21 protein-coding genes are annotated in these 20,549 nt (G+C 67.5%); 8 read left to right on the top strand and 13 right to left on the bottom strand.

From position 1 onward, the window contains the following. Positions 1 to 186: 186 nt before the first annotated feature. Complete coding sequence (gene recQ / locus FOE78_RS07555; protein WP_143985740.1) at positions 187 to 2,004, bottom strand: DNA helicase RecQ; 1,818 nt, start codon at positions 2,002 to 2,004, stop codon at positions 187 to 189. Between the two features lie 109 nt (positions 2,005 to 2,113). Here recQ and FOE78_RS07550 point away from each other — a divergent pair, with 109 nt between their 5' ends. Continuing rightward, on the top strand, positions 2,114 to 2,641 hold the full coding sequence (locus FOE78_RS07550; protein WP_210414876.1) for a SixA phosphatase family protein: 528 nt from the start codon (positions 2,114 to 2,116) through the stop codon (positions 2,639 to 2,641). Positions 2,642 to 2,672: 31 nt separating this feature from the next. On the opposite strand, the gene FOE78_RS07545 is transcribed toward FOE78_RS07550, so the two are convergent. From FOE78_RS07545 to ahcY, 5 genes are all read right to left on the bottom strand, one after another. Beyond that, positions 2,673 to 3,503, bottom strand: coding sequence for a phytanoyl-CoA dioxygenase family protein (locus FOE78_RS07545; RefSeq protein WP_143985739.1), 831 nt, complete (start codon positions 3,501 to 3,503; stop codon positions 2,673 to 2,675). Positions 3,504 to 3,609: 106 nt separating this feature from the next. Next, entirely contained in the window at positions 3,610 to 4,413 is an 804-nt protein-coding gene (locus FOE78_RS07540; RefSeq protein ID WP_143985738.1) for a helix-turn-helix domain-containing protein, read from the bottom strand. Positions 4,414 to 4,542: 129 nt separating this feature from the next. After that, positions 4,543 to 5,601, bottom strand: coding sequence for a small ribosomal subunit Rsm22 family protein (locus FOE78_RS07535; RefSeq protein ID WP_143985737.1), 1,059 nt, complete (start codon positions 5,599 to 5,601; stop codon positions 4,543 to 4,545). Between the two features lie 63 nt (positions 5,602 to 5,664). Next, the gene (locus FOE78_RS07530; protein WP_210414874.1) at positions 5,665 to 6,498 is read right to left on the bottom strand and encodes a phosphotransferase; all 834 of its coding nucleotides are present in this window, start codon (positions 6,496 to 6,498) and stop codon (positions 5,665 to 5,667) included. Between the two features lie 349 nt (positions 6,499 to 6,847). Further along, complete coding sequence (gene ahcY, locus FOE78_RS07525; protein ID WP_143985736.1) at positions 6,848 to 8,287, bottom strand: adenosylhomocysteinase; 1,440 nt, start codon at positions 8,285 to 8,287, stop codon at positions 6,848 to 6,850. An 86-nt stretch (positions 8,288 to 8,373) separates the two neighbouring features. Here ahcY and FOE78_RS07520 point away from each other — a divergent pair, with 86 nt between their 5' ends. Continuing rightward, complete coding sequence (locus FOE78_RS07520; RefSeq protein WP_143985735.1) at positions 8,374 to 9,366, top strand: aldo/keto reductase; 993 nt, start codon at positions 8,374 to 8,376, stop codon at positions 9,364 to 9,366. A 15-nt stretch (positions 9,367 to 9,381) separates the two neighbouring features. Here the strand turns inward: FOE78_RS07520 and FOE78_RS07515 are convergent, their stop codons facing one another. After that, complete coding sequence (locus FOE78_RS07515) at positions 9,382 to 10,320, bottom strand: SDR family oxidoreductase (RefSeq protein WP_143985734.1); 939 nt, start codon at positions 10,318 to 10,320, stop codon at positions 9,382 to 9,384. 105 nt (positions 10,321 to 10,425) lie between these two features. On the opposite strand from FOE78_RS07515, the gene FOE78_RS07510 reads away from it, so the two are divergent. From FOE78_RS07510 to FOE78_RS07495, 4 genes are all read left to right on the top strand, one after another. After that, entirely contained in the window at positions 10,426 to 11,103 is a 678-nt protein-coding gene (locus FOE78_RS07510) for a TetR/AcrR family transcriptional regulator (protein ID WP_143985733.1), read from the top strand. Between the two features lie 80 nt (positions 11,104 to 11,183). Beyond that, positions 11,184 to 12,575, top strand: coding sequence for a DUF2786 domain-containing protein (locus FOE78_RS07505; RefSeq protein WP_143985732.1), 1,392 nt, complete (start codon positions 11,184 to 11,186; stop codon positions 12,573 to 12,575). Between the two features lie 66 nt (positions 12,576 to 12,641). After that, entirely contained in the window at positions 12,642 to 12,872 is a 231-nt protein-coding gene (locus tag FOE78_RS07500; RefSeq protein ID WP_143985731.1) for a type II toxin-antitoxin system Phd/YefM family antitoxin, read from the top strand. Then, positions 12,869 to 13,258, top strand: a complete 390-nt coding sequence (locus tag FOE78_RS07495) for a type II toxin-antitoxin system VapC family toxin (protein WP_143985730.1) — start codon at positions 12,869 to 12,871, stop codon at positions 13,256 to 13,258. Before FOE78_RS07500 ends, FOE78_RS07495 begins: the two co-directional genes overlap by 4 nt. Positions 13,259 to 13,262: 4 nt before the next feature. On the opposite strand, the gene aroQ is transcribed toward FOE78_RS07495, so the two are convergent. The 3 genes from aroQ to FOE78_RS07480 all read right to left on the bottom strand — a co-directional run bounded on the left by aroQ (position 13,263) and on the right by FOE78_RS07480 (position 15,908). Next, positions 13,263 to 13,694 carry a type II 3-dehydroquinate dehydratase gene (gene aroQ, locus FOE78_RS07490; protein ID WP_143985729.1) on the bottom strand — a complete coding sequence of 144 codons (432 nt, stop codon included), beginning with the start codon at positions 13,692 to 13,694 and terminating at the stop codon, positions 13,263 to 13,265. Positions 13,695 to 13,830: 136 nt separating this feature from the next. After that, complete coding sequence (locus FOE78_RS07485) at positions 13,831 to 14,871, bottom strand: cation diffusion facilitator family transporter (RefSeq protein ID WP_143985728.1); 1,041 nt, start codon at positions 14,869 to 14,871, stop codon at positions 13,831 to 13,833. A 5-nt stretch (positions 14,872 to 14,876) separates the two neighbouring features. After that, positions 14,877 to 15,908: an SIS domain-containing protein gene (locus FOE78_RS07480; RefSeq protein WP_143985727.1), complete on the bottom strand. Its 1,032-nt coding sequence runs from the start codon at positions 15,906 to 15,908 to the stop codon at positions 14,877 to 14,879. A 125-nt stretch (positions 15,909 to 16,033) separates the two neighbouring features. Here FOE78_RS07480 and FOE78_RS07475 point away from each other — a divergent pair, with 125 nt between their 5' ends. Further along, a complete protein-coding gene (locus FOE78_RS07475; protein WP_323125687.1) occupies positions 16,034 to 17,422 on the top strand; it encodes an IS1380 family transposase in 1,389 nt (462 codons plus the stop codon). Between the two features lie 140 nt (positions 17,423 to 17,562). Here the strand turns inward: FOE78_RS07475 and FOE78_RS24895 are convergent, their stop codons facing one another. The 3 genes from FOE78_RS24895 to FOE78_RS07460 all read right to left on the bottom strand — a co-directional run bounded on the left by FOE78_RS24895 (position 17,563) and on the right by FOE78_RS07460 (position 19,965). Beyond that, the gene (locus tag FOE78_RS24895; protein ID WP_210414873.1) at positions 17,563 to 17,973 is read right to left on the bottom strand and encodes a Trm112 family protein; all 411 of its coding nucleotides are present in this window, start codon (positions 17,971 to 17,973) and stop codon (positions 17,563 to 17,565) included. Positions 17,974 to 18,042: 69 nt separating this feature from the next. Continuing rightward, a complete protein-coding gene (locus FOE78_RS07465; protein WP_143985726.1) occupies positions 18,043 to 19,389 on the bottom strand; it encodes a phosphomannomutase/phosphoglucomutase in 1,347 nt (448 codons plus the stop codon). 198 nt (positions 19,390 to 19,587) lie between these two features. Further along, complete coding sequence (locus FOE78_RS07460) at positions 19,588 to 19,965, bottom strand: DUF3499 domain-containing protein (RefSeq protein ID WP_143985725.1); 378 nt, start codon at positions 19,963 to 19,965, stop codon at positions 19,588 to 19,590. A 64-nt stretch (positions 19,966 to 20,029) separates the two neighbouring features. On the opposite strand from FOE78_RS07460, the gene FOE78_RS07455 reads away from it, so the two are divergent. Continuing rightward, positions 20,030 to 20,470 carry a metallopeptidase family protein gene (locus FOE78_RS07455; RefSeq protein ID WP_143985724.1) on the top strand — a complete coding sequence of 147 codons (441 nt, stop codon included), beginning with the start codon at positions 20,030 to 20,032 and terminating at the stop codon, positions 20,468 to 20,470. The last annotated feature ends 79 nt before the right edge of the window (positions 20,471 to 20,549 follow it).

Raw genomic sequence — 20,549 nt, 5'->3', positions numbered from 1 at the left:
ATCGAGGACCCGGCGCCTAAAGCACCGGGCTCATCCGGCTTCGGTCACGCTCCGGCTCCGAGCCGGCGAGACACACACTAACGCCTGAGCTTTTGCGATGCATCACCTCGGCCGGCCGAATATTCCGTCCGTGTTGGCCGTCAATAACCGACTTGTCGCGCGAATAGTCGGCCGAAGGCGGGCGGCTCAGGCGGTCAGGGCGGCCAGCAACTGTTCGCCGTAGCGCGCCAATTTGGCCTCGCCGACTCCGTTGATCCGGCCGAGATCGGCCAGATCCACCGGCTGCTCGGTGGCGATCTGCCGCAGCGTCGCGTCGTGGAAGATCACGTACGCCGGGACGCCTTGTTCCTTCGCCAACCCGGCCCGCCAGGCCCGCAGTCGTTCGAATACCGGTGCGGCCTCGGCCGGCAGTTCGACCTGCGCCCTCGCCTGCTTCGGCGCCGTCCGCGGCCGGCGCCGTTCGGGGTCTCGACGGAGCTTCACCTCGGCGCCGTCGAACAGCACGGCACGACTGCTCTCGGTCAGCCCGAGGGTGCCGTGGTCGGATTCGACCGCCAGGTAGCCCTGGGCCAGCAGTTGCCGGATCACCGCGCGCCACTGCACCGGATCAAGATCATCGCCGACGCCGAATACGGACAACTGCTGATGGCCGAACTGTTCGATCTTCGGCGTCGACCTGCCGGCCAGGATGTCGGTGATGTGTCCGGCACCGAAGTGCTGCCGGCGCTGGTGCAGCCGATAAACGCAGGAGAGCACCTTCTGCGCGGCCACGGTGCCGTCCCAGGTCTCGGCCGGTTGCAGGCAGGTGTCGCAGTTGCCGCAGGGGCCGGTCTGTTCACCGAAGTAGGCCAGCAGTTGGCTGCGTCGGCACTGCACCGTCTCGCACAGTGCCAGCATCGCGTCCAGATGTGCCGACAGCTGCCGCTTGCGGGCCGCGTCGCCTTCGGAGTTGTTGATCAGCTTGCGCTGCTGGACGACGTCCGGCAACCCGTACGCGAGCCAGGCAGTCGACGGCAGACCGTCCCGGCCGGCCCGGCCGGTCTCCTGATAGTAGCCCTCCACCGACTTCGGCAGATCCAGGTGGGCGACGAACCGGACGTCGGGTTTGTCGATCCCCATCCCGAAGGCGATGGTGGCGACCATGATCATCCGGTCTTCCCGGAGGAAACGCGATTGATGGTCGGCGCGGGTGCCCGAATCCAGTCCGGCGTGGTACGGAAGTGCCGGAATCCCTTGCCTGCTGAGGAAATCGGCGGTGTCCTCCACCGATGCCCGGGACAGACAATAGACGATGCCGCAGTCGCCGTCATGTTCGCCGGTGATCAACTCCAGCAACTGCTTGCGCGGGTTGTCCTTGGGCACGATCCGGTAGTTGATGTTGGGCCGGTCGAAGCTGGCGACGAAGTGCCGGGCCCGACCGAGGTCGAGCCGTGCGGCGATCTCGGCTCTGGTGGCGGCGGTCGCGGTTGCCGTCAACGCGATCCGGGGCACCTGGGGCCAGCGCTGGTGCAGCCCGGACAGTTGCAGGTAGTCGGGACGGAAGTCGTGTCCCCACTGGGAAACGCAGTGCGCCTCGTCGATCGCGAAGAGCGCGATCTCGGCCCGATCGAGCAGCTCGAGCGTGGCGGGCACCCGCAGCCGCTCCGGGGCCAGGTAGAGCAGATCGAGTTGGCCGGCCAGCAACGCCTGCTCGGTGTCACGGCGTTGTCCGAAGTCCTGGGTGGAGTTGAGGAAACCGGCGCGGACGCCGAGCGCCTGCAGGGCGTCCACCTGGTCCTGCATCAGCGCGATCAGCGGTGAGATCACCACGCCGACGCCGGGACGGACCAGCGCGGGGATCTGGTAGCACAGCGACTTGCCGCCGCCGGTCGGCATCAACACCAGCGCGTCGCCGCCGGCGCAGACGTACTCGATGATCTCGGCCTGTTCACCGTGGAAGGCGTCGTACCCGAAGACGCGCTGCAGCACCTGCTGCGGCGATTCGGAACGGCTCGGCACACTCACCCAGCGACCCTAACCGGCATCGCCGACGATCGGCGACACCGGTCCACAGGCACCGTCCGGTGGTCTGCGCGCAACCTTCCGTCCATCCGTGATGCGTAGAGTCCGGTGCATGGCGGTCAACCGCACGATTGTGCTGCTCCGGCACGCGAAGTCGGCCTGGGGTCTGGATGTCGAGGATCACGAACGGCCGTTGTCGAAGCGCGGCAAACGGGACGGTCTCGCGGTCGGCGAGCACCTGGCCCGGCATCGGATCGAGCCCGAGCTGATCTGGTGCTCCCGAGCGGTCCGCGCGCGGCAGACCTGGGAACGGGCGGTCAAGGCAGGTGCCGACGCCGATCGGGTGAACTACGACGACCATCTGTACGAGGCGGTTGCGCACGAACTGCTGAAGCTGCTGCGCAAGACGCCGGACGAGGTCCGGACAGTGATGATGATCGGTCACGCGCCCGGAATTCCCGACCTGGTTGAGAAGTTGGCGCCGCGCGACGGCAAGACCGAACTGTGGAATCGGATGGACACGAAGTTTCCGACCAGCGGGATGGCCGTGCTCGGCTACGACGGCCACTGGTCGGACCTACGAAAGCAGTCGGCCACCCTGCTGGATTTCGCGGTGCCGCGGGGCAAGCCGAAGAAATGATCATGGTTGGCCTGCACCCCGCAGGTCTTGATCAGAGACCGTCGCGGTCGTGCCAGTCGTGCTGCCAACGAGCGTCGATCCGATCAGAGACGCGTTGGTAGCGGATGTCGGTGGACAGCCGGGTGACCCGGTCCGGGTCGACATTGTCCAACGCAGCATGGACGATCTGGGACGTGTGCACCATCACGTCCCCGCAGCGGAAGTCCGTCGCCAGCCAGCGGGCGTCATGATCATCGGCCAGGCCCGGCAGGTCGGCGGTGATCGACGCGGCGGGGCGCTGCAGCCGACCGGCGGCCTCCTCGGCCTGCACCCAGCGATGACTGCCTTCCAGGTAGATCAGGCTGCCCCGTTCGACCGGGCAATCGCCGACCGGGATCCAGATCGTCAGCACCTGCGCGGTCCCCTCGCGCAGATACAAGAGATCGTAGTGGGCCTGGGTCGCCTGGCCGATGCCCGTGTCGCCGGGCCTGGTGTGGCGGAGGATCTTGCGGCGGTGCAGATGGACGTCGTCGGCGAGCAGCCAGCCGAAGAAGTCGACGATCTTCGGTTGCCGGCAGAAGTCGTCGTACGCCCGACCGGGCACGATCTCCCGGAACAGGACCCTGCGCAGGGTTGACTGATCAAGATCATCTTTGCTGCCGCCGGTCTCGGTGAGTCCGGCAGGGGCAAGCCGATCGAAGTAGTAGCGGCGGAAATCCTCGACCACCTGGCGATCCAGAAATCCTGGCAGGTACAGGTATCCGTCGTCGTCCAACCGCTGCCACAACGCACTGCGATCGGCTCGTTCGCCGTCCGGCACCGGTTGCAGGGAGCCGAACCGCTCCGGCCGCTGACTCAGCACGTACCCGTTGGAGGTCAACACCCGCTCAGTATTTGATCCCCGGCGCGGATTGGCAATGGACATGTGTACGCCGCGGCTTGGACTTTCGCTTCGGCGATCTCGCTCGGCGATCTCGCTCCAGCTCAGCTCACGGCAGTTCGCGGAACTTGATCGGCGAGAATCCGGTGCGCCTGCTGAACAATCTGGAGAAATAGGCGGCATCCTCGTAGCCGATCATGCGGCCGATCTCGGCCACTCCGAGATCGCTGTCCTTCAACAGCTGTTGGGCTCTGGTGATCCGTGCTCTGATGATCAACTCGTGTACGGACAGGCCGGTTGCAGAGCGGACTTCGTCCCGCAGTGCGGCCGGGCTCAGTCCGAGCCGGCGGGCGCGTTCGGCCACGCTGATGTTGTCGGCCACCGATCCGCTGATCCGATCGATCACCGACTGATCTTCGATCCGCGGAGCCGTTGCGGCGCGGACCAGGCCGATGATCCGGTGCATCACGGTCGCTGCCAGCAGCTGCGCGGTGCTGCTCGGCGATCGGGTCAACCGGCGAAGTTCACCGAAGCAGTCCAGCAGTTCGCGCTCGGGTCGGTGTCGTAACGTCACCACCGGCGCCGACCGATCCCAGGCACCGTACGACTCGTAGGCACGGGAGGTGACTCCTTCGAACAACATCCAGTGCTCGGACCAGCCCCGGCCGTCCGGACCGTAACTGTGGCCGACCCCGGGGAACAGCCAGAACGCTGCCGGGGCGCGGACCGGGTGCCGGCCGGACGCGTCGACGAAGTCCCCCGCCCCGTTCGAAACGATCACCAGGGCGTAGCACGGGAGGGTCCGCTCGACCACCCGATCCCGCGGCCCCGTCGTCTTCTCGCCCGCTCCGACGCAGGCCAGGCCGGCATCACGCAGCTGGGGATCTCGAGCAAGGTAACGGCTCCACGCCATGCGCCGACGATAGTGCTGCGAGCAGGGACAGGGTAGGTTGCCGGAGCCGAGGGCTCGGGTTGGGGAAGGTGCTGCTCCAGCTGACTCTGCAGCGGATACGGGGTGCTGCGGCGCACCGACGACCGATGATCATCGTCGGACGTCCGGCCACCCGTCGCCCCACTCGACCTTGCGAGCCAGCCGATACGTTTCCTTGTCCCGCTTGGCGATGACCGCCGCCGCCGCCGTCCCGTCCCGTTGGCACAACTCGAGCCGCACTCGACCCTTCGGATACTGCGGATGACGCAACACCCGACTCTCGGCCCGCGCCGACACGTCGACGCCTGGTGGCGCGACCACCAGATAGCTGAACTTCTCGTCCTCGTACCCCAGTTCGGCACCCTTGGCCCTGCGGTGGACAGGACTGCGATTCACCCTGGCCGCGAAATGGCACCAGTCCCGATCTTGATCTTGCAGCGGACAGCGCAGCTGATGCGGACACGGCGCCACCAGGGACATCCCGGCGGCGAGAAGTTGCTCACGGGCGGAAATGATCCGACGATAGCCCTTCTTGGTGCCGGGCTCGACGATGATCAACAATTCCCCGGCCGCGTCGGCCGACGCCCGGATCACCTGCTGCTGCAGCGATTCGTCTATCTCACTGAGCAGATAGCCGACGGTGATCACGTCAGCTCGAGGCAAGGACCCGGAGCCGGACAAGGGTCCTGAGCCTGTCGAACTGGTGTCCTGAGCTTGTCGAAGCGGACCGGATCGCTCACCGAACACCATCTGCTGCCAGTGTGCCTGGCGCACCCCGGCACGATCGGCACCCGCGGCCAAGGTGCGACCGAGCTTGATCGCGGCCGGCGCCTGTTCCAGTACGGTGTGCTGCCGGATCGAGGTCCAGCGGTCGGCGACCGCCCAGATCGCGACGCCCGTACCACCGGCGACGTCCAGATGCGTGTCCGGCTCGAGATCGGGGAGTTGATCAAGGACCGCCCTGATCGCCGCGTACGTGGCCGGCATCCGGTAGGCCGCGTACGCACGCGCCTCCTGCTCACCGGCCATGATCGGCCGGCCGGGCTCGGCCGGGTGGTCGGCCTGATAGCGGTCGATCAGCCTGCCGGTGACGGTCGCGAGTCGATCTTGGTTCACTCCGGCGGTGACGCGATCGAGCGCAGCGGCCAGATCACCCGGAAGATCAGCCACAATCCTGACCTGCCCGAGCCGGGATCCTCATCAAACGGGTGATCGTCATGAGACAGCGGATCCTCATGACACCAGCGCCGTGGCGAGTTCCTCGCCGTGCTCGTCGAGCCAGGCACCGCGGCGGCGAATGACGTCGCCGACCCCCTCGTCCCACATCCGTGCCCAGCCGCCGCCGAGTCGCCGGGCCCGGTCGCGCATCAGATGCCAGGACCGTTCGGTGCCGTACCGCAGATCCTCGACCAGGACGGTCCGATCCGCAGCGTCAAGCCCGTAGGCGTCCGCGAACAGCCGGGCGCGCCGGAACGGATCCACGTCGCGCAGCCGACGGTCCCGGTCGGCCGGATCGCTGATCGGCGCCCAATAGACCAACGCCCCTTGGACTTCCTGCATCCGGGTCGAGGGACGCGCGAGGTCGAAGTCGATCAATGCGTAGGCAACGCCGTCGCGGAAGATCACGTTCTCCGGGGTGACGTCGCGGTGCCCGATGAAGTCGCTCGGATAGCTTCGAGCCGGCGGGATCCCTTCTGGGTCGGGGTTCTGCTCCAGCTCGATGTCCGGGATGCCGAAATCGATCATGGCGTCGTCCAACGACCGCAGCAGCCGCGCCACCGAGATCAACCGGCCCTCGTCGGCGATCCAGTCCGGCCGCGGGCGCCCCGCCACCTCGCCGTCGACGTAACTCAACACCGCCCGACCTTGATCATCAACCCCGAGGAACCGCGGCGCCCCGACGAAGCCGACCGACTCCAGATGATCAAGAGCGGCATGCACCAATGCCGAGTTGCTGCCCAGCGGGCCCCGTACGGTGTCCCCGACCCGTACCAGTCCCTCGGTCACATCACCACCGAGCAGCGGGATCTCCTCCCGCTCCCCCGCCGGCTCCCGATATCTGCGCACCCCGCGAACGTTACTGGAATCGAGACCTCACCCGCCGCCGGATCGCACTCCGTCCGCCGGAGGCACGAGGCTGCGGACCACCTCCTCGCCGTTCGGGCGGGGCGGTCGGGACCGTCGCCGGAAACCTGAACATGCGGACGCAGTGGCCCTATCCGGCTCCGGCCCCCGATTTTCGCCCACGGCGTCCGCATTCCCAGGTATCCGTCGGCGCATCTGTCAGCGGAGGTGCCGAGGCGAGGAGATCCATGGAGGTGACCACGGCGGAGGTCTGGCTCTGGTGGGTCGCCCCCAGAACGCGACCTACAGCAACCAACCCAGCGGCAGCGGCACTCCGGTGGACGTCATCCAATCAGTAGCGGTACAACTCCGGCTTGTACGGCCCTTCGACCGGGACACCGAGGTAGGCGGCCTGGGTCGGAGTGAGTTCGGTGAGCTTGACACCGAGGGCATCCAGATGCAGCCGGGCGACCTTCTCGTCCAGCGCCTTCGGCAGCGTGTAGACGTCGGTCGGGTAGTCCTCGGGCTTGGTGTAGAGCTCGATCTGAGCCAGCACCTGGTTGGTGAACGAGTTACTCATGACGAAGCTCGGGTGCCCGGTCGCGTTGCCGAGATTGAGCAGCCGGCCCTCGCTCAGGATGATGATCGAGTGCGCCCGATCGGTGCCCGCCTCGAAGGTCCACTCGTGCACCTGCGGCTTGATCTCGTCCTTCACGATGCCCGCGATCTTGGCCAGCCCGGCCATGTCGATCTCGTTGTCGAAGTGGCCGATGTTGCCGACGATCGCCTGGTGCTTCATCCGGCTCATCTGATCGGCGGAGATGACGTCGCGGCAACCGGTGGTGGTGACGAAGATGTCGCCGTAGCTCAGCACGTCCTCCAGCGTCGTCACCTGGTAGCCGTCCATCGCCGCCTGCAGCGCGCAGATCGGGTCGATCTCGGTGATGATCACCCGGGCGCCCTGCCCACGCAGCGATTCCGCGCAGCCCTTGCCGACGTCGCCGTAGCCGCAGACGACCGCGACCTTGCCGCCGATCAGCACGTCGGTGGCCCGGTTGATGCCGTCGATCAGGGAGTGCCGGCAGCCGTACTTGTTGTCGAACTTGGACTTGGTCACCGCGTCGTTGACGCTGATCGCCGGGAACAGCAGCGATCCCTCGCGCGCCATCTCGTACAGCCGGTGCACGCCGGTGGTGGTCTCCTCGGTCACGCCCATGATCGCCGAACCGATCTCCACCCAGCGCGACGTGCCGGACGAGATCGACTTCTTCAGCTGGGCCAGGATGACGCCGAGTTCCTCCGGATCGTCCGGGCCGGGCTGGGGCACCGCGCCGGCCTTCTCGTACTCGACGCCCTTGTGCACCAGCAGGGTCGCGTCACCGCCGTCGTCGAGGATCATGTTGGGCAGTTGCTCGCCCCAGTTGAAGATCTCGGCCGTGCACTCCCAGTACTCCGGCAGCGTCTCGCCCTTCCAGGCGAACACCGGTACGCCCTGCGGATCGTCCGGCGTGCCGTCCTTGCCGACCACCACGGCGGCTGCGGCGTGGTCCTGGGTGGAGAAGATGTTGCAGCTGGCCCACCGCACCTCGGCGCCGAGCGCGGTCAAGGTCTCGATCAGCACCGCAGTCTGCACGGTCATGTGGATCGACCCGGCGATCCGAGCACCGGTCAGCGGCTTGCTGGCTCCGTACTCCGCCCGCATGGCCATCAGGCCGGGCATCTCCTGCTCGGCGAGGGTGATCTCCTTGCGGCCGAACTCGGCCAGGCTCAGATCTGCGACGCGATAATCCATGGCCGCAGCTTAGGTGAGGTGGCCAGGTGGCCGGAACCCCGATCACTGCTGGACTATTCGTCGACGCTGCGGAAGGCTTGGCGATCATGGAGTACACCCACTTGGGCCGTACCGGCCTGTCCGTTTCCCGGCTCTGCCTCGGCACGATGAATTTCGGCCCGCAGACCAGCGAATCCGACTCACACAAGATCATGGATGCCGCGCATGACGCCGGCATCAACTTCTTCGACACCGCGAACGTCTACGGTCGACAGGTCAGCGTCGGCAAGACCGAGGAGATCATCGGCAACTGGTTCGCCTCCGGCGGCGGCCGTCGCGAACGTACGGTGCTCGCGACCAAGCTCTACGGCGAGATGCCGTACGAGGGTCAGCCCGACGCCGGCTGGCCGAACGAGGGCAAGCTGTCCGCCCTCAACATCCGCCGGGCCATCGACGCCAGCCTGCAGCGGCTGCAGACCGATCACCTCGACCTGATCCAGTTCCACCACGTCGACAGGGCGACGCCGTGGGAGGAGATCTGGCAGGCCTGCGAGACCGCCGTCGCGCAGGGCAAGATCCTCTACGTCGGCTCGTCCAACTTCTCCGGCTGGCACATCGCCCAGGCGCAGGAGGCGGCCAAGCAGCGACATTTCGTCGGCCTGGTCAGCGAGCAGTCGTTCTACAACCTGCTGGTCCGCGACATCGAGCGCGAGGTCATTCCGGCCGCGCAGTACTACGGGCTCGGCGTAATTCCGTGGTCGCCGCTGAACGGCGGCCTGCTCGGCGGCGTGATCAAGAAGGAGCGCGACGGCGTACGGCGTTACGAGGGCCGGGCCAAGGACAACCTCGAAGCCAATCGCGAAGCGCTGACCGCCTACGAGGACCTGGCCGACGATCTCGGCGTCGAACCGGGCGAACTCGGGCTGTCCTGGCTGCTGCATCGTCCCGGGATCACCGGGCCGATCATCGGTCCGCGCACCGCTGATCAGCTCAGCGGCGCACTCCGCGCGGTCGAGCTGAAGCTGGAGCAGTCCACCCTCGATCGACTCGACGAGCTCTTCCCGGGTTACAAGACCGCCCCGGAGGACTACGCCTGGTGACGCCCTGCCGACTTCTCAGCGTGGGCTGACGCCGCCCAACGCTGACAAGTCGGCGCGGACCCCGGTCAGGTCCTCGGCGACGGCCCACACCGATCGGGCCAGGTCGACGCCGCGGGCCGACCGTGGGTAACGCGCCGGTCCGGTCGGGCCGGTCAGATGACCGAGCCCGCTCGGACCGTAGTAACCACCCTGAACGGCGCCCGGATCGGCAGCCGCGAACAGCAGCGGTTCGGTACCCTCCGGCGGCTGCTGCACCGGCAGCGGCCCGCTGAACTGCAGGATTCGCCGCGGCTTGTCCCGGCCGAGACTGGCGCCGGACACCTGAAGATTCGTCTGCGTGTAGCCCGGATGCGCCGCGGTGCTGAGCAGCGGCCAGTCCGCCGCACTCGCCAACTCGGCCAGCCGCTTGGTCAGCAGCAGGTCCGCGAGTTTGGACTGGCCGTAGGCCAGCCACGGCTGATAGCCGCGTTCGAACTGAAGATCCCGGAAGCGGATCCGGCCGATCGTCGCCACCCCGCTGGACATCGTCGCCACCCTCGGCTGCGGCGCGGCCAGCAGCAGCGGCAGCAACCGGACCGTCAGCGCGAACGGACCGAGGAAGTTGGTGCCGAACTGAAGTTCGAAGCCGTCCTCGGTCAGGAACCGCCGGGGCGGCACCATCACTCCGGCGTTGTTGATCAAGACGTGAATCGGCCGGCCGTCCTTGATCAACTCGTCGGCGAACCCGGCCACACTGCTCAGACTGGCAAGATCAACTCGCCGGACCTCCAAGCGGGCTTCGGAATTCTCGGCGAGGATCTCGTCCCGGGCAACCTCGCCCTTCTCCGGCGAACGGACCGCCATGATCACCTCGGCGCCGGCACCGGCAAGCCGTTTCGCCGCCTCCTTGCCGGTGCCACTGTTGGCGCCGGTGATCACGAAGCGCCGGCCGGATTGATCAGGAACCTCGTACATCAAGCACTCCTCGAGTCATGACGGGCAACGGACCGTCGGTCGCTGGCAACCTTAAAGGACCGGCGGTCTGTTAGCAAGAGACCACTGGTCCGCTATGATCACGGCATGCCGTCCTTCCAGCGTGCTCACAGTGAGGAGCAGCGAGCCGCCCGCCGGTCGGCGATCCTGCAGACCGCCGCTGTGATGCTCACCGAGATGCCGGTGGCCGCGCTGAGCCTGAACGAGCTCAGCCGCCGAGTGGGTCTGGCCAAGTCGAACGTATTGCGCTACTTCCCAAGCAGGGAAGCGATCCTGTTGAGTCTCTTGACCCGCGAGTCGGCCGGGTTGGTCGCCGAGGTGAGCGAGCAGCTGAAGCGAGCGGACCGGCGACGTACGGTCTTGCGGCGCAGCGAGATCGTCGCCGACGTGTTCGTCGCGGCCCTCGCCGACCGCCCGGTCCTGTGTGACCTGCTGAGCGCCCAGGCCGGTGTGCTGGAACGCAACATCACCGTCGAAGTCGCGACCGAGTTCAAGCGAGCCTCGATCGATCAGGTCCGGTTGCTGGCCGAGGTGGTGCACCGGCAGCTGCCCGAGCTCGCGGTGCCGGACTGCAGCCGGCTGATCGGCGCGTCACTGCTCCAGATCGGCGCGGTGTGGACGCATTCGCAGCCTGCGGAATCGGTGCAGGCGGTCTATCACGAACACCCGGACCTGGCCGTCTTCCCGGTGGACTTCGCCGACACCATGTACGCGTTGATCGTCACGTTCGCGGCCGGCCTGCTGGTCCGTTCGAAGGCGATCTGAACACGTTCTGTCGGAGCCGTCCCCTAACCTCGTGCACCCGGGCCGATCAGGAGGGCCGAACACGAACGAGGGAGTCTCGGATGAGCAATCGGCAACGTCGTCGCAACGACCGTTCCAGGTCCCGGCCCTGGTCGCCCGCCGGTGGCGAGTCCGCCTTTGTCCGTCCCGACGCGAGAGCCCATCCGCGGATGGCCGAGCGGGCGCACGCCCAGGCCATGGCCGAGCAGGTGCGCTACGTGATCGATCTGGGCATCCGCGACACCGCTCCCGACGTTTCGGCCGTCGTGGCCGAGCAGGTGTTGATCGAGCTCGAACAGCTCAGCGTCGGGGCACCGGCCGACTGGCTCGACCCTCGATTCGTGATGGCCGAGGAAGTGCTGACCATGATCGGCAACCGCTGGGAGTCCGGCTGGCAGCCCGCCGATCTGCTGCACTATCTTCGGCGCGGCACGCCACGACTCGACGATCTGGGCGCCGCCGGCGTTCTCGAGCAGCACCGTCGTAGCGGGTTGGCCGCCCGGGCACCGGCCTGGTGGCGGGCCCAGCTGCCCGGCAACTTCGACGTCCCCGCAGCGGGTCCCGGCCGGGCCGGCTGGTTATTTTCGGCCGATGCCGATCCGCTCCGGCGTTGGCGTCGGGCACTGTCGCTGATGCGGCAGCTGCGCCGAATGCATCGGCTGGCGCCGCTGGGTCCGCCGCCGTCGGCGTGGCGCGACGAGACCGAGCCGGGAGGATCCCGGTCACCGTTCGCGTCTGCCCGGCCGTCGTCGCAGCGCTACGGCTCGTCCGCCGTCGATCCTGGGCTGCTGGGCCGGGTCCGGGCACTGCTGGCCAAAGCGGAGTCGACCACCTTCTCCGCCGAGGCCGAGGCCCTGACGGCCAAGGCGCAGGAGTTGATCAGCCGGCACGCCATCGACGAGGCACTGCTGCAGTCCGAGTCGGCGTCCGCCTACCAGGTCAGCGCGCGACGGCTCTACATCGACAACCCGTATGCGCTGACCAAGGCCACCCTGGCCCAGCGGGTGGCCGAGGCGAACCGGGTCCGGGCGGTATGGGACGAGCAGGCCGGAGCCAGCACCATCGTCGGGATGGCGGGCGACCTGGAGCAGGTCGAGTTGCTGTTCACCTCACTGCTGGTGCAGGCGGTTCGGGCGATGACCGAGCACGGCGACGGCAGCCGGACGGGCAGCGTCAACCGCTCGGCCGGCTTCCGGCGCTCGTTCCTGCTCGCCTACGCCACCCGGATCGGCGAACGGCTGAGCGAGACCGCCGAACGGGTCGCCGCGGAGTACGGCACCGACCTCGTCCCGGTCCTGGCCGAGCAGCAGGAGGCCGTCGACCAGGAGCTGCGCCGGATGTTCCCCTCGATCAGCAGCGGCGGTTCCCGTCGCGTCGACGCCCGCGGCTGGCACGCGGGGACCGCCGCAGCCGATCAGGCCGTACTGCCGAGGGGCCGCCTCGCCTCCGGCTGACCGGACGGAGTCCCTCACCAGCAGCGGCAGCGGACTAAGGTGGTGGACTAAGTCATAGGAGCTCCCATGGTGACCATCAACGTCCACGACGCGAAGACTCATCTGTCCCGGCTGCTGGAACGCGCCCATGCCGGTGAGGAGATCATCCTCGCCAAGTCCGGCATCCCGTACGCGCGTCTGGTGCCCCTTGCTCCCAGCGAAGCGCGAGAGCCCGGGGGGCTCGACGGCTACCTCGGCGAGTCGTTCTTCGACTCGCTGCCCGACTCCGAATTGGACGCTTGGGAAGGTGACTCGTGAGCCGGGTTCTCCTCGACACCCATGCGCTGTTGTGGTGGTTCACCGACGACCCCAGGCTGTCGTCGGCGGCCCGTTCCGAGATCGCTTCGATCGACAACCAGGTCTTTGTCAGTGCCGCGAGCGCATGGGAGATCTCGACAAAGCAGCGCCTGGGCAAGCTCGACGAGGTGCCGGAGGCGACGGAGCGCTATCCGCAGCTCGTCGCGCTCAACGGGTTCACCCCACTGCCCGTCGAACAGCGGCACGCGCTGACAGCCGGCAGTTTCGATGTGGTCCATCGCGATCCGTTCGACCGCATGCTGGCCGCCCAGAGCAAGCTCGAGTCGCTTCCGCTTGTGACCAAGGACCCGGCCTTCCAGCTGTTCGAGATCGAGACCCTCTGGTGACGCCTCAGGCGGCGAGTTTGCGCAGGGCCAACTCGTAGCCGTCCAGGCCGAGGCCGGCAATCACCCCGGTGGCGTAGGCGGAGATCACCGAGTGGTGCCGGAATTCCTCCCGGGTGTGGATGTTCGAGATGTGCACCTCGATCAGGTCGGCGGTGCGCTGGGCCACCGCGTCGGCGATCGCGATGGAGTAGTGGCTCCAGGCGGCCGGGTTGAGCACCACCGGGATGGAGTAGTCGGCGGCCTCGTGCAGCCAGCCGATCATCTCCGCCTCGGCATCGGTCTGCCGGACCTCGACATCGAGTCCGAACTCGGCCCCGACCTTGATCAACTGGGCGGCAAGATCATCGTGCGTTGTCGACCCGTACGTCTCCGGCTCCCGCTTGCCCAACCGGCCCAGGTTCGGCCCGTTCAAAACCAGCACTGCCCGCTGCCCCATCCGTCCTCCACCCATAGCTCCCGCGCACCTACGGCTCTCCCGCGCAGGTTAGTACGTCCGCGGGAGGACCGTGGGTGCGCGGGAACGATCCGGCGCCGTCGGGTGGGTGCGCGGGAACGGAATCGGACCGGGCGGGTCAGTGCGAGGGGGCGGCGGGGCGCTCGGGGCGGGGCGCGGGTTGGTAGTCCTTGACGTAGATGTCGGGCTCCAGGTAGAGCGCGGTCACCATCGGTTCGGCGGCCCGGATGGCCGACTCGGCGCGATTGATCAGCCCCGCGACCTCGGTGGCCGAGTCCTCCGGGCTGACGGCGATCTTGGCGGCGACCATGATCTCCTCCGGACCCAGATGCAGAGTCTTCATGTGGATCACCCGATCGACGCCCTCGGTGCCGACCAGCGCGGAGTTGATCTTGTCGATCGCCTGCGGCGAGGCGGCCTCGCCCAGCAGCAGGCTCTTCGTCTCGGTCGCCAGCGTGATCGCCACCGCGACCAGCAGCAGGCCGATCAGGGCGGTTCCGATGACGTCGAAGATGCCGTTGCCGGTGATCTTGGTCAGCACCACACCGAACAGCGCGAACACCAGCCCGATCACCGCGGCGGAGTCCTCCAGCAACACCACCGGAAGCTCCGGCGCCTTGGCCGATCGGATGAACCGGGACAACCGTTGGCTGCCCCGCGCCTTGTTGGACTCGCCGATCGCGGTCCGCAGCGACAGACCTTCGGCGATGATCGCGCCGATCAAGATCACGATCGGCACCCACCACCAGCGGCCCAAGTCGTCGTGGTGCCCGGCGAGGATCTCCTCCAGCTTGTGATAGGCCTCGTACAGCGCGAACACGCCACCGATGCTGAACATCACGATGGCGACCATGAACGCGAACACGTACCGCTCCCGGCCGTAGCCGAACGGGTGCTCCGCGGTCGCTTCCTTCTTCGCTCTCCGACCGCCGATCAGCAGCAGGAACTGATTGCCGGTATCCGCTACGGAATGGATCGCCTCGGCGAGCATCGACGACGCACCGGTCAGCGCCCAGCCGGCGAATTTCAGCACAGCGATGAAGGTGTTGGCCAGCAGCGCGGCGATGATCGCCTTGTTGCTGCTGTGTCCGGCGGCTTCGGGCTCGCCGGGCGCACCGGCCGGGGCACCGCTCGGCTCGGCGGCGGTCTCAGAACTCACGACGGTCAATCCTGCCAGATCGAACGGCCCAACCCGACCGCCAAGTAGACCGCGCCGAACAGGCCGGTCTGCAGCAGTCCGGCGTACCGATCAAGATCACCACCGCTGGTGCAGTAGATCGGGCACACCCGTACGTCGGCGGCGTCGGCCACTTCACGCAACCGGTTCTGCCAGCTGTTGGTGAGTTGATCACCGGTACCGTCGTCCAAGATCACCAACGCCGGCCGTCGTTCGGACGGCTGCGGGTTCTCGAACGGATCGTCGAAAAGATCCTTGCGGGTGACCGATGCCAGCACCGGCACCAATTCCCCCGCATCTGCGGCCAACGCAGCTCGCCCGCTGGCCGCGCGCAACGTCTCGGCCACCCGGCGGCTGGCGCGGCTGGCCAGCACCGACCCGCCCCAGACCAACGGCTGTGTCTCGGCCAGCCCGAGCGCGAGATCCTTGGCCGGATTCTCGGCCACGTCGACGTACGGGGAGCAGTCCTCGGCCACCCGGTCGAACGCGCCGGCAACGGCCTCGGCGTCCACGATCGGCCCGAGCTGCATCCGGTGCAGCGCGGCCAGCACGATCACCGCCGCCGCCAGGGTGTCTCCGGTCTTGGTCGGCAGCATGATCGCGTCCCGCCCGGACACACGCTCGGCGATCACCGATGGCTGCGGGCAGGCGATGATCAACTGGCTGCCGCGGCGGATCGCCTCACGCGCGGTCGCGACCAGGTTGGCGTCGGCGCCGTCGGTGGCCAGCACCACCACCAGATCCAGCGCACCCACCCAGCCGGGCAGGCCGTGCCGTGGCCAGGCCAGGAACGGCACCGGGCAACTCGGTTCGAGCATGGACCGGATCAGCCGGGCTTCCGAACCGGCCGCGATCACAGCTCGTGGCCGCGGCAGCTCGACCACCGCCGACAACGCCGCAGCGGCCTGTTCGGCCTCGATCCGGATCCGGGCGCCGGCCTGCGCGAGCCGGCGCAGCATGCCGTCGGCCGCCGCCAGGGCGGTGGGATCGTCCAGCAGGGAATCGTCGAAGAAGGGCATCTAGCCTCGATATTTCGTGATCTTGGTGTTGTGACCGTGGGTTGAAACACGGAAGTGCCTGTCCTGCTTGGAAGACTAGCGATTGTCTGAGTCGTGAATCATCCAAGGGGAAAGGCACTCCGCAGGTGAAGCGTAACCGAGGTGGCGGACTGGTTCTTGATCCCAGGCGTGAGTCGTTGATTTCGTCGTCGGGTGCGTTGTTGTTGACCGAGACGATCCGGGCTGCCGGTCTGGATCGGGCCTTGTCGAGGGCGTTGGCTCGGTGGCGGGCCGATCGCTACGTGCATGATCCGGGCAAGATCCTGCTCGATGTGACTGTCGCGGTCGCCCTGGGTGGGGATTGTCTGGCCGATGTGGCCGCGGTCCGGGCCCAGCCTGAGGTGTTCGGCCCGGTGGCCTCGGACCCGATAATCTCACGACTGTTCACAACACTGGCCGCCGATGTCGATGAGGTGGTGACCGCGATCCGCTCGGTTCACGCGACGGCCCGGGGCCGGGTCTGGGCCCGGCGGCGGCCGGTGTCGGGACCGTCCGGGCAGCGCGATGGCGGGCAGGTGATCATCGATATCGATCCCACGTTGGTGACCGCGCATTCGGACAAACAAGGCGCCGGCCGGACCTATAAGCGGGGTTACGGGTTCCATCCGATCTGCGCGTTCGTCGATCACGGCGAACACGGCACCGCCGACACGCTGGCCATCGATCTGCGGCCGGGATGGGCCTCGGCGATGGACAGTGCCGACCACATCAACACCCTGGACCACGCCCTGGCTCAACTCCCGCCCGGTGAACGCGACGCGGTGCTGGTGCGGACCGATTCCGGACCAGGCAACAAAGACTTCCTCGACCACGTCATCGCTGCCGGTCTGGAATACAGCGTCGGGTTCAAGGCCAGCAACCGGGTCGCGGCCGCGATCGAGACGATCCCGGACCAGGCCTGGCAGCCGGCCCTGGACAGCAACGGTGATCGGCGTGAGGGTGCCGAGGTCGCCGAACTCACCCGGTGGATGCCACCCCTGACCCGTGGCCAGGACGAGTGGCCGGCCCAGATGCGGGTGATCGCCCGCCGGGAACGGCCCCATCCCGGCGCCCAGCTGAGGTTGACCGATCACAACGGCTGGCGGGTCACCTGCTTTGCCACCAACACCCGCGGCCCGGGCTGGACCATCCCGGTGCTGGAAGTCCGACACCGCCAACGCGCCCGCTGCGAAGACCGGATCCGCGCCCTGAAAGACACCGGACTACGCAACCTGCCCTTCCACGGCTACAACCAGAACCGGATCTGGGTCGAGATCGTCGCCCTGGCAGCCGACCTCCTGGCCTGGACCCAGACCCTGGCCTTCGAACCCACCGCCGACATCCGCCGGTGGGAACCCAAACGACTCCGCTTCCGCATCCTCGCCGTGGCCGGACGCATCATCCACACCAGCCGCCGACACCTCCTGCGACTCCCACGCGGCTGGCCCTGGAACCACTACATCGACCACGCCTGGACCAGCCTGAGCACCGCCTGACCAACCAGCCCCTACCCCAACGACCAAGGACCACGGAGAACCGGCGGACACAGCGCCGGAGCCCACCCCTGCCCACACCATCGATCGAAGCCTCAACCACTACAACCATGATCAACAACGAGCCAGACGAAAGATCGAGGCTAGGCTGCGCCGCCGGTGTTGCTCGAAGGCCCGGATTCCGATCCTTCGACAGGCTCAGGACCCTTGCTCGATTGCGATTCCGGTCCTTCGACAGGCTCAGGCCCCTTGCTCGAGTCCTGAGAATCCTTGTCCGGTTGGGAGTTCGGTCCTTCGCCAGGTTCAGGACCGCGGTCGGGTTGCTCCGCGCTCTGATCGGGTCGGCCTTCGTTCCTGCTGGATGAAGGGGCCCCCTTGGGCGGGCGGGCTTCGTCGATCAACAGGATCGGGATCTGGTCCCGTACCGGGTAGGCCAGCTGGCAGTCCGGCGAGGTGCAGACCAGCTCGGAGCGTTCATGATCAACTGCCAGACTGCCGTGGCAGTTCGGGCAGGCCAGCACCGCCAGCAGTTCGGGCGCCAACTCGACGGCCATCAACTCTCCTCATCCCCGACGTGTCAGCGCCAGAAGGCGTTATAGCGCCGCCTAACGCTGACAACTCGGTCAGCTGCGTACGATCGCGAGGACTTCGTCCCGGATCTGGTCAGTCAATGATTGTGTCACCGACTCGGCGTTGAAGCGCAGCAGCGGTTCGGTGTTGCTCGGCCGGAGGTTGAACCACCAGTCCTCGGAGCTGACGGTCAGGCCGTCGGAGCGATCGATCTCGCCCCGGTCGGCGTACAGCTTCTCGATCTTGTCCAGCATCGCCGCCGCGTCCGGGACCGTCGAATTGATCTCGCCGGAGGCGAAATAGCGCGAATACTCCGCTGCCAGCTCCGACAGCGGCAGCGATGACCGGCCGACCATCGCCAGCACATGCAGTCCGGCCAGCATGCCGGTGTCGGCGCCCCAGAAGTCGCGGAAGTAGTAGTGCGCCGAATGCTCACCGCCGAAGATCGCGCCGGTCTCGGCCATCGTCGCCTTGACAAAGGTGTGCCCGACCCGGGTGGTGACGCAGCGACCGCCGTGTTCGGCCACCACCTCCGGGACTGTCCGAGAGGTGATGATGTTGCGGACGATCGTCGCGCCCGGCTCGCGGGCAAGCTCCTGCACCGCGATCATCGCCGTCACCACCGACGGGCTGACCACCTCGCCGCGTTCGTCGATGATGAAACAGCGATCGGCGTCACCGTCGAAGACCAGCGCAAGGTCTGCTCCGTGTTCGCGGACCGCGGCCTGCGCGTCCACCAGGTTCTCCGGCTCGAGCGGGTTGGGAGCGTGGTTGGGGAAGCTGCCGTCCGGATCGGTGTAGAGGCCGATCACCTCGAACGCACCGTCCCCCAGCACCGCCGGCAGGGTGTGGCCGGCCATCCCGTTGCCGGCATCGGCGACCACCTTGAGCCTGCGCAGCCCGGACGTGTCGACCAGGGCGTGCAGGTGATCGGCGTAGGCGTGCAGCAGGTCGCGGTGTTCGATGCTGCCCGGCTCGGCGACCGGTGCGGTCGGCCCGGCCAACGCGCGTTTCTTGATCTCGGACAGGATCTGCGAGTCCACCGGCAGCGCCCCCGGCTTGCAGAACTTGATCCCGTTGTACCGGCCGGGATTGTGGCTGGCAGTGAACATCGCCCCGTGCAGATCGAGGCTGCCGGAGCAGAACCAGAGCTGGTCGGTACTGGTCAGGCCGACGTCGATCACGTTCACACCGCGATCCCGTACGCCGCGGGCGAACGCCGCGCTGTAGGTCGGCGAACTGGTCCGCATGTCCCGGCCCAGCACCATCGTCCTGCCGGCCAGTTCCAGCACGTCGGCGGCGGCGGTGCCGATTGCGTACGCGCCGTCGGCGTCCCATTCGCCGTCCGGCCCGGTCACCCCGCGAATGTCGTTGGCCTTGAAGATCCCCGGTTCGATCAACGTTGCGCCCCTCCCGCAGTGTTGACGAGCTGCCAGCGATCCGGCCGGAGCTGTGACCGATGTGGCCGAAGCTGTACGGCTCGGGACCGGCGGCACGCCATGGCCCGTCAGCTTAGGGCACCAATGCAGACGCGGTGGCCGAAGCGTCACTCCCGTCGGTTTCGATCAGGCGCCGAGGTCGATAAGCGTCCGGGTCGATCAGGCGTCCGGGTCGGCCAGCACGGTCAGGTGCCCACGGCGGGCGACCTCGACCATCGACGATGCACCACCGGCGCCGAGCGTCCCCACCGCATCGTCGGTGCCGTAGTTGAGGCCGACCTCGCGGACGGCGTCGGCCAGCGCGAGCAGGTCGTCGTCGCTGGGTTCGGGGTCGGTGAAGTCGGTCGCCAGCCGGATCACTTCCCAGCCGCGCGGGGCCGACAGATTGGCCGAATGCCGGCGACACAGGTCGTAGCCGTGCGGTTCGACGTTGCTGGCCAGTGGGCCGATCACCGCGGTGGAGTCGTTGTAGACGTAGGTCAAAGTGGCTACCGCCCGCTCATCACAACCGCTGCGGGAGCAACTTCTCGACGTCACGGACTAGACCGTACCGCCGGTGGCCGGTCGGATCGAGAAGGGACACGGCAATAGACTTCACGGCATGTCCACCCGGCGGCGCGATCGACATGGCCGCGGTCTGCGCGGCCCGCTTGCGGTGCGCAATCCGCTGACCGGTACGACGGTCCGTCCGGTCCAGCCGCCGGCCCGGGCGTCCTTCTTCGACGAGGCGGTGCAGGACTCGATCGAACAGGTGAACGAGAACTGCCCGGACGTGTTGAAGGGCATCACGGTCGGCATCGAGGAAGTGCCGTTCCTGGAGACCGCGTGGTCGGGTGAACGGGTCCCGCTGGCCGCCGCGGTGGCGCCCACCCCCACCGCCTTCGGCCGGGTGGTGCTGTATCGGCGGCCGATCGAACACCGGGCCGCCAGCCGGCCGGGTCTGCAGATCCTGATCCACCGCACCCTGGTCGAGCAGTTGGCAGCCCTCACCGGGCGCAGCATCGAGGAACTCGATCCGGACGGATTGGACGACGACGACTGACCGATCGAGCTCGCCGAAACCCCGCACGTGCTGGAAACTTCCGGTTGCTTGCGACGGTCACCGGGATGCTCGTACGGGC

Source organism: Microlunatus elymi, assembly GCF_007362775.1.
In the GTDB taxonomy this organism is placed as follows: domain Bacteria; phylum Actinomycetota; class Actinomycetes; order Propionibacteriales; family Propionibacteriaceae; genus Microlunatus; species Microlunatus elymi.
This window is presented reverse-complemented; position numbering and strand designations above follow the sequence as displayed.